The sequence below is a fragment of the Variovorax sp. 01T439_2 genome (assembly GCF_056398445.1).
In genome coordinates, this window is record NZ_JBFTPJ010000238.1 from 1 (window position 1) to 6,773 (window position 6,773).

The 6,773-nt window shown below is 68.8% G+C and carries 10 protein-coding genes; 1 reads left to right on the forward strand and 9 read right to left on the reverse strand.

Annotated elements, in window-relative coordinates:
* From AC1DOC_RS13330 to AC1DOC_RS13345, 4 genes are all read right to left on the reverse strand, one after another.
* Nucleotides 1-266: methenyltetrahydromethanopterin cyclohydrolase (locus tag AC1DOC_RS13330; protein ID WP_478129912.1), on the reverse strand; the 266-nt coding region annotated here is incomplete at its 3' end.
* Nucleotides 263-1,408, reverse strand: a complete 1,146-nt coding sequence (locus tag AC1DOC_RS13335) for an ATP-grasp domain-containing protein (RefSeq protein ID WP_478129913.1) — start codon at nucleotides 1,406-1,408, stop codon at nucleotides 263-265. The genes AC1DOC_RS13335 and AC1DOC_RS13330, both read right to left, overlap by 4 nt.
* Nucleotides 1,409-1,422: 14 nt before the next feature.
* Nucleotides 1,423-2,340 carry an NAD(P)-dependent methylenetetrahydromethanopterin dehydrogenase gene (locus AC1DOC_RS13340; RefSeq protein WP_478083344.1) on the reverse strand — a complete coding sequence of 306 codons (918 nt, stop codon included), beginning with the start codon at nucleotides 2,338-2,340 and terminating at the stop codon, nucleotides 1,423-1,425.
* 68 nt (nucleotides 2,341-2,408) lie between these two features.
* The gene (locus tag AC1DOC_RS13345) at nucleotides 2,409-3,455 is read right to left on the reverse strand and encodes a beta-ribofuranosylaminobenzene 5'-phosphate synthase family protein (protein WP_478079203.1); all 1,047 of its coding nucleotides are present in this window, start codon (nucleotides 3,453-3,455) and stop codon (nucleotides 2,409-2,411) included.
* A 485-nt stretch (nucleotides 3,456-3,940) separates the two neighbouring features.
* Here AC1DOC_RS13345 and AC1DOC_RS13350 point away from each other — a divergent pair, with 485 nt between their 5' ends.
* Entirely contained in the window at nucleotides 3,941-4,297 is a 357-nt protein-coding gene (locus tag AC1DOC_RS13350; RefSeq protein WP_478129914.1) for a hypothetical protein, read from the forward strand.
* A 7-nt stretch (nucleotides 4,298-4,304) separates the two neighbouring features.
* Here the strand turns inward: AC1DOC_RS13350 and AC1DOC_RS13355 are convergent, their stop codons facing one another.
* The 5 genes from AC1DOC_RS13355 to AC1DOC_RS13375 all read right to left on the reverse strand — a co-directional run.
* Nucleotides 4,305-4,841 (reverse strand): hypothetical protein, encoded by a 537-nt coding sequence (locus AC1DOC_RS13355; RefSeq protein ID WP_478079205.1) that lies wholly within the window; start codon nucleotides 4,839-4,841, stop codon nucleotides 4,305-4,307.
* Nucleotides 4,838-5,380: a lysozyme gene (locus tag AC1DOC_RS13360; protein WP_478079206.1), complete on the reverse strand. Its 543-nt coding sequence runs from the start codon at nucleotides 5,378-5,380 to the stop codon at nucleotides 4,838-4,840. Before AC1DOC_RS13360 ends, AC1DOC_RS13355 begins: the two co-directional genes overlap by 4 nt.
* The gene (locus AC1DOC_RS13365) at nucleotides 5,377-5,697 is read right to left on the reverse strand and encodes a hypothetical protein (protein ID WP_478079207.1); all 321 of its coding nucleotides are present in this window, start codon (nucleotides 5,695-5,697) and stop codon (nucleotides 5,377-5,379) included. The genes AC1DOC_RS13360 and AC1DOC_RS13365 overlap by 4 nt, the downstream gene beginning before the upstream one ends.
* Complete coding sequence (locus AC1DOC_RS13370) at nucleotides 5,694-6,092, reverse strand: hypothetical protein (protein WP_478079208.1); 399 nt, start codon at nucleotides 6,090-6,092, stop codon at nucleotides 5,694-5,696. Before AC1DOC_RS13370 ends, AC1DOC_RS13365 begins: the two co-directional genes overlap by 4 nt.
* A gap of 59 nt (nucleotides 6,093-6,151) precedes the next feature.
* Nucleotides 6,152-6,773: LamG domain-containing protein (locus AC1DOC_RS13375; RefSeq protein WP_478129915.1), on the reverse strand; the 622-nt coding region annotated here is incomplete at its 5' end.

The window sequence follows — 6,773 nt, forward strand, 5'->3', positions numbered from 1 at the left end:
AGCCACGTGGGCCAGCCCTCGGCTGCGGCGCCGCTGCGCAGGTTCACATGCCCCAGCCCGCCCATGCAGATCTCGCCGATCTGCAGGCCGGCCGCCACGCTGCCGCGTGCCTCGATGCCGGCATCGACGATGCGCGCGCCGCTGTCGTCGCGGCGCAGCTGCAGCCCGAGCGCATCGGCATCGGCCAGCAGGCGCTCGACCAGCGGCCGGGCCAGCAGGTTGACGCTCAGGCCCGACGCGGCCGCGGGCGGGGAAGTGTTGCTCATGCCTTGGTCTCCAGTGATTGCAGCAGCCGCTCGCGGCTTTCGTTCAAGCGGGTGCGCACCTGCTGCGCGCTGCTTCCGCTTGCGGTCAGGGTGCACACGGGGTCGTCGATGTCGAAGCGCTGGCCGGCCTCGGGCAGGTCGCGGATGCCGGGCCATGCGGCGAGGCGCTCGGCCGCGGCCGCATCCAGCTGCAACGGCTGCCGTGCGAACACGATCTCGATGCCTTCGACCTCCAGCGCATGCAGTGGCATCGCCGGCGGCGGCAGTTCGCCATGCAGGCAGGCATGCAGATGCGCCTGCATCACGCCTGGTGAGGCGGCGGGCGCCTTGTAGAGGCTCATGCTGGCCGGTGGCCTCGGATTGACCTCCAGCACGCCGATGGCGTCGCCGTCGCGCATGAAGTCGAGGCTGCACAGGCCGCGCAGTTCGAACTCCACGRCCAGAGCGCGCGCAATGGCCGTCACGCGGCGCGCGATGTCCTCTGCCACGGGCACCGGCCCGACGGCACCGCAGAACACGAAGGGCCGCGTGCCGAAGCGGCGCACGGTCTGCTCGTTGAAGCCGAGCACATGCACATCGCGGCCATTGGCGATGAAAGTGGCCGACATCGGCAGCCCGGCCATTTCGCGCTGGAAGTAGTGGTGCAAAGACGGCGGCTCGTCGATCGACCACGGCGCATGGCGCACATGCCAGCCGCCGCAGCCGTGCGCGTCCTTCATGAGCCATCCTGTGGGGTCCTCGGGCGGCTGCAGCAGCACTTGCGGAAAGGGGATGACCTGCGCCGTGAGAAAGCCGAAAAAGGCCGCGGGATCGCGCAGGCGGCGCACGGCCGCGGGCGCGGTGCCGATCAGCGGCAGCACGGCCGCGCCCTCTTCCAGCAAATCGGGTTCGCCCTCGAAACCGCTGGCTGCGATCCAGCCCAGCACCGGTTCGCTGTCCTCTGCCAGCGTGCGCAGCGCAGCCAGCACGCTGGCCGCATCGATCTGCAAACTGCCGGGCGCGCCGATCGGCAGCCAGCGCGACGCCGCGCGGCGCGTATCGACATCGCCGAACAGATCGAGCGCGATCACCTTGAAGCCCTCGCTTGCCGCCGCCTCGGCCATGGCGCGCGCGGAGATGGCAGCGACGGCGATCGTCTGCATGGTTCCAGCTGGCTTCAAGCCGTCTTTCCGGCCTGCTCGACCAGGAATGCGCGGGCCACCGCAAAGGCTTCGGGAAAGCTCAGCACCTGTGCTTTTTCGGCCTCGCACATCTGCACCAGCAGCCGATGCTGGGTCTGGTACTTGACGTTGCCCACCGCCAGCGCGCCGATGGCCACGGCCTGCGTGCCGGCCAATGGCTTGGCGTCGTCCATCACGCCGACGCCGGCAATGCCTTCGGGYGGCACGGCGTTCACGTCGGCCGCCACCTTGAGCCGCGTCGCGGCGCCGAGTGCCTCGCGGGACACCACCTGCGCGCCCGCGGCCGCGCAGGCCAGCAGCACGTCGGCATCGGCGATGGAGCGGCGCACGGCGTCAGGGTCGCCGCCCGAGAGGCCGTGCAGCTTCACGCCGAAGCGCTGCCCGGTTTCGTCGGCCGCTTCCTGCGCCGCGTCGATGCCGTTGCGGCTGGACAGGTACACCTCGGCACCGGCTCCTGCAGCGATCACGCCCGCCACGCGGCCCACCGGCCCCGTGCCGCCGAGGATCACCACGCGCTGGCCTTCCAGGCCCTGCCCATGGTGGCGCTTGAGCGCGGCCTCGACGCAGGCCACCATGGCCGCGGCCGTGGTGTAGGCGCCGCTCGGGTCGGCCATCACTGAGACGACGAAGGGCTTGACCATCGAGGTTCGTGCGCGCTCGAGCATGTCCGCCGCCAGCTGCGCATCGCGCCCGCCGATGAAGATGCCGGTGCGCGCCACGCCCTTGGGCCCGCGCGAGAAGATGGTGTCCTGCGTCAGCCCGGTGATGCGGTCCAGGCCCACTTCGCAGTAGGGCACGATGATCTGGTAGCCGGCGTCCGCTGCCATGTTGATGTCGAACGGGCTCATCTGTTGGCCGGGGGTGAACATGTGGAGGATGCGGGGACGTTCCATGAGGACCTGCGTGGGTTGATGTTGATGTGTGGAAGGTTGAGGGCGGGTGCTCTGCGGCTGCGGCGGCCTCAGCGCTTGGACGGCTCGGCGGCACGGCCGCGCACCACCGCCCCGCGGTTGCGGCCCGAGACGATGCGCAGCTCCAGCCGCGGGTCGAGCTGCCCGGAGGCACGCGCCGCATCGACCAGCATCTCGGCCCGCACGTGCGAAGGCACGATCGCAAAGCTCGTGGGGCCCCATGAACTCTGGCCGATGGCCGCGTCATGCCCGCGGCTCGCATCCGCGAACCAGTGCATCAGCCGCCCGACCGCAGCGCTCGTGTAGATGCCGCCCTGCGCCGGCGCGAAGTGCTCGCCGAGCAGCTGCTGCATGCGATTGATGCCCGCGGCAAACGGCGCGAACTCCGCACGCGCGGCGCCGGGCAGCACCCGCATCAGCACCTGATGGCAGATCTCGGCCGCGCCCGTTTGCGGCARGGGCGGCAAGGCCGCAATGGCTTTCTTCTCCGCGCCGCCCGACAGGCCCTTGTGCGTGGGGTCCTGGACCACGATGACGCGCCATTCCTCCGGAAACTCGATGCGCGAGAGCAGCGGTGCGGGCAACCCGTCGGCGCCCGGGCCGCCGTCGAGCAGCAGGCCGCCGCTGTCGAACCCCGCGATGCCGATCCCGGAGCGCAGGCCGCGCCCGAGCCAGTGCGCCAGCGTGCACGTGTCCAGATCGAGCCCATGCCATTCGGCAAAGGCCCGCCCGATCGCCGACGCCAGCTGCGTGCCCGAACCGAAGCCCGCATGTGCCGGCAGCGCATGGCGCAGCCTCAGCGACAGCGGCGCGTGGCGGCTGCTGCGCTGCTTCAACACCGCCAGATAGTCCGCCGCGCGGGCCAGCTCCGCCCCGCCGGCCGGCGTGTCGGCCGACAGCTGGTCCGATGACGCGGACGCCGACAGTTCGAGATCGGTGGTGAAGCCGTCGATCACCAGCCCCAGGCTGCCGAACGCGCGTCCCAGCGAACCCGAGGGGTCCAGAAAACCGAGGTGCAGGCGCCCGGGCGCGCTCACGCTCACGGTGCGAACGCCCTGGTCGAGCCTGGAAGCAATGGCGAGATCGGCGGAGATCATGGGCGGCGGTGTGCGATGAGGCGAGGTCATGGACTCGCTTGTCATAGCAAGGGCCGTTCCGTCCATGCGCCCAGAGGGGGCACCGGGGCCAGGGCGCGTTCAGGAGGCCGGCGATGTCCCAGGAGCGGGACAATGTGTCACGGCGTGCGGGGGCCGCTGCAGGGGGCGGCTGCTGCGGTTGCAGCGCCCAAATGAAAAACGCCCCGTGAGGGGCGTTTTCGTTTGCTATCTGGCGGAACCGGAGGCCGTCCAGTTTGTAGCAATGGCGCGGCCTGCGCGGGCATGAACGAATTTTTACCACACCCTTACCACATCGACCGCTGCCACACGGGGATTCGAATCCTCGCGCGCCATCCAGATCTTAGCGCCCGATGCAACGGCTGCACGCGGCCGGATTCTGCGCTGGATTAATACTGTATGCTTATCCAGTGATATGCAATGTCATCCTGCTTCGAAGCCACGGGAACTGGCGCTCGCGCAACCAGGTGAGCGGCGAGCCGGGCTGCCGCGGCTGGTTGGATTTCCGCAAGGCCAATGCAGCCCACTACGGCCGCTCCTGGCAGGCGCGGCTGCTCAACCCCCGGAATCTGGAGGCGGACCTGTTGCCGGTGCTGCAGTACGCGCGCGTGCTCACGATCAAGGACGGCGGCCTGATGGTCGACGGCGTCGAGATCTCCTTCCGCGGCGTCAAGAGCAAGCCCGTGCACACCCGGCAGACCTGGTGGTGCGTTGTCCATGCGGAAGAAGGCTACGCCGCGCTCGATCGCATGAATCCGCCCTGCTCGACCGGCTTTCACGTCAACGATGACGACGGTGCCGGCATCCGCGTGCTGCCGAGATAGATTGGCGCTACGGCGGCGCGAGCAGCCCGCGATCGTTCTTCACGGTGCCGAGCAGAAGCTGCACTTCGTTGTCTCGCCCCTCAACAACGAGTCGACCTCGCTCAAGTAGCTCTCGACCTCGTGCAGCCATGGCCGCGAGGATTGCGGATCGATCCGCGACACGCTGGCAGGCAGCGGGGTCGCTTGCGGCTTGGTCCCGATCACGGGCGGAGAAGGCTGCATATTGCTGGCGCACCCGCTCAGCATCGCCAGCAGCAGCGCGGCGGCGGCCATCCAGCACAGCCAGCTTCTTTTCGTAGGCATCGACGTTCTCCTGTTGGGTTTGGGCGTGCGCCGCGACGAGCGCGACGGTGCGCTGCAGGTCGGCCAGCGCGGCCAAGGCGCGGGCAGTGTTCTCTTCGGCGCGGGCGCGCCTCTCGGCGGCCAGGTCGGCCCGGGCGCCGGCCGCGCGCGTGCGCTCGACGCCGGCGGTTGCCAGCGCCGCAACCAAGCCGAGGCCGAGCACCCAGAGCAGCGGGGTCTTGAGGTCAGGCAGGCCGATCATGGGAATTTCGCCTCAGCCGAGACGATGGCGGCGCGCGCCCCCATCCCCAGGAACACCAGGCGCTCGGCCTCGCGACGGCGCTGCAGGCCCTTCATGACCTCGCCGCCGGACTTGTCCCAGCGCAGGAACTGCACGGCCGCGCCAGCGAAATCGCCGAGGTTGAGCACACGTACGAGCGTCGACGCGGAGAGCGCGCCGACGCCGGCGTTGTAGAAGATCGAAACCACGGCATCGAACTGCCGCTGGTTGAGGGGCACCTTCACTGCGCTGCGCACCGCCGGCTCGAATTCGAGCGCCATGCGGCGCGCGAAGCGGCGGTCGGCCTCATCCCGGGTGATGGTCAGGCCCTCGACCACGTCGGGACCGGTGTCGCCCCAGCCGATGGTCCAGGGCGCGCCGCTCAGCCCGGCGGCCGGCCTGCCGGCACGCAGCGCTCTCGCGCGCGGCGATCCCGGATCGGGGTAGGCCTGCAGGCGAAGCTGCTCGTAGTGGTGGCAGATCTCGGCGCCGTCGGGCCCGATATTGAGCTCGTCGTTCATCTGTTGATCTCCGGCAGGTCGCCCAGCGGCGCAGGGCCAGTTGAGGTGAATGGCGGCCCATCCCGCCAGTCGCGGCTCTCGATGGCGAGCTTGACTACGATGGCGAGTGCAAACGCGACAGAGGGCCAGCTGGGCAACTCCCACAGCCACGGCGAAAATCCGTTCGCTGCCGCCCCCATCAGCAGCCCGATGTACCCCACGCGCACCCGCCAGAGCACGGCCCTGTTGATCTTGCGAGCGCGGCAGATGCAGATGAAGACGATGGCCGCGGATAGCAGCCCGTTGACGCCCGCAGGCAAATAGCCGTCGTAGGTCATTGCTTGCCCCTCGCCGCGATCAGGATGTCGACAAACTTGTTCAGCTTCTTCGCGGCCCAAGGAAGGATCAAGGTGGTCCACTTGTCTGCGGAGAACGCCAAGCCGGCGGCGAACGGTCCATAGAGCCAGTTCTCCTGCAACGGCCCCCACAGCGACGCGACGCCGATCGAAAGCGGCACCGTGCCGAACAGGGCGAAGATCACGGCCGCGCCGAAGTAGACGCATGCGCGAATCAGGCTGTCGCCCTCCCGCTGCATGATCATCACCCCCGCACCGCCCATGGAGCAGATTGCGATCACGACGTATGGCCCCACCACCACGGCGACGGAGGGGCCGAACACGATGCCGGCGATGATCGTGACCAGGTGGACCGGCGTCAGGTCAGGTGATTGCATGCGGTCCTTTCAGAAATCGGGAGAAACCCGCCGCAGGGGTTTGAGGGGTCGTCGGCTTGTCACGCATTGGGGAAAGGCCCGGCGGCCACCGTGTAGTTGCCGCCGTACCGGGCGACGCCGATCGTGTAGCGGATCTCATCCATGTAGCCCTTCCACGGGGCACCCAGGTCGTTGCCCGCGCCGCCTAGGATCAGGTTTGCCGTGCTGGTCAACAACGCCCCCGACACCGTCGCCGTAGCGACCACTGTGCCGCCGATCATCATCCGAGCCGTTGTGCCCTGGCGTTCCACACAGATGGCCGTCCAGGTGGTCGCAGATGCGGACACCGAACTATCGACACCGGGGTAGGCAGTGCCGGAGGTGTTGAATCCCATCGTCCACTTGCTGGAGGCGAGATTGAAGAAGGCCTGCCACTCGCCGCTCGAGCCCGAATCGGTGGCGCGCTTGGAGAAGATGCCGTGGTAGCTGGAAATGTCGTCCAGACGCACGCGCGCCTCGAAGGTGAAGTCGCTCGATCCCGCCTGGAGGCTCGCCGCGTGCGGCACGGACAGCGCATCGCCAGCCCCGTCCAGATAAATCGATGATCCGCCGAACACACTTTGCGTCGTGGAGATCTTGGCATTGCCCAAGCCCGAGACAGTCCTTGCGTAGCTCGAAGAGTCGGTAAAGGTCGTGCTGCCG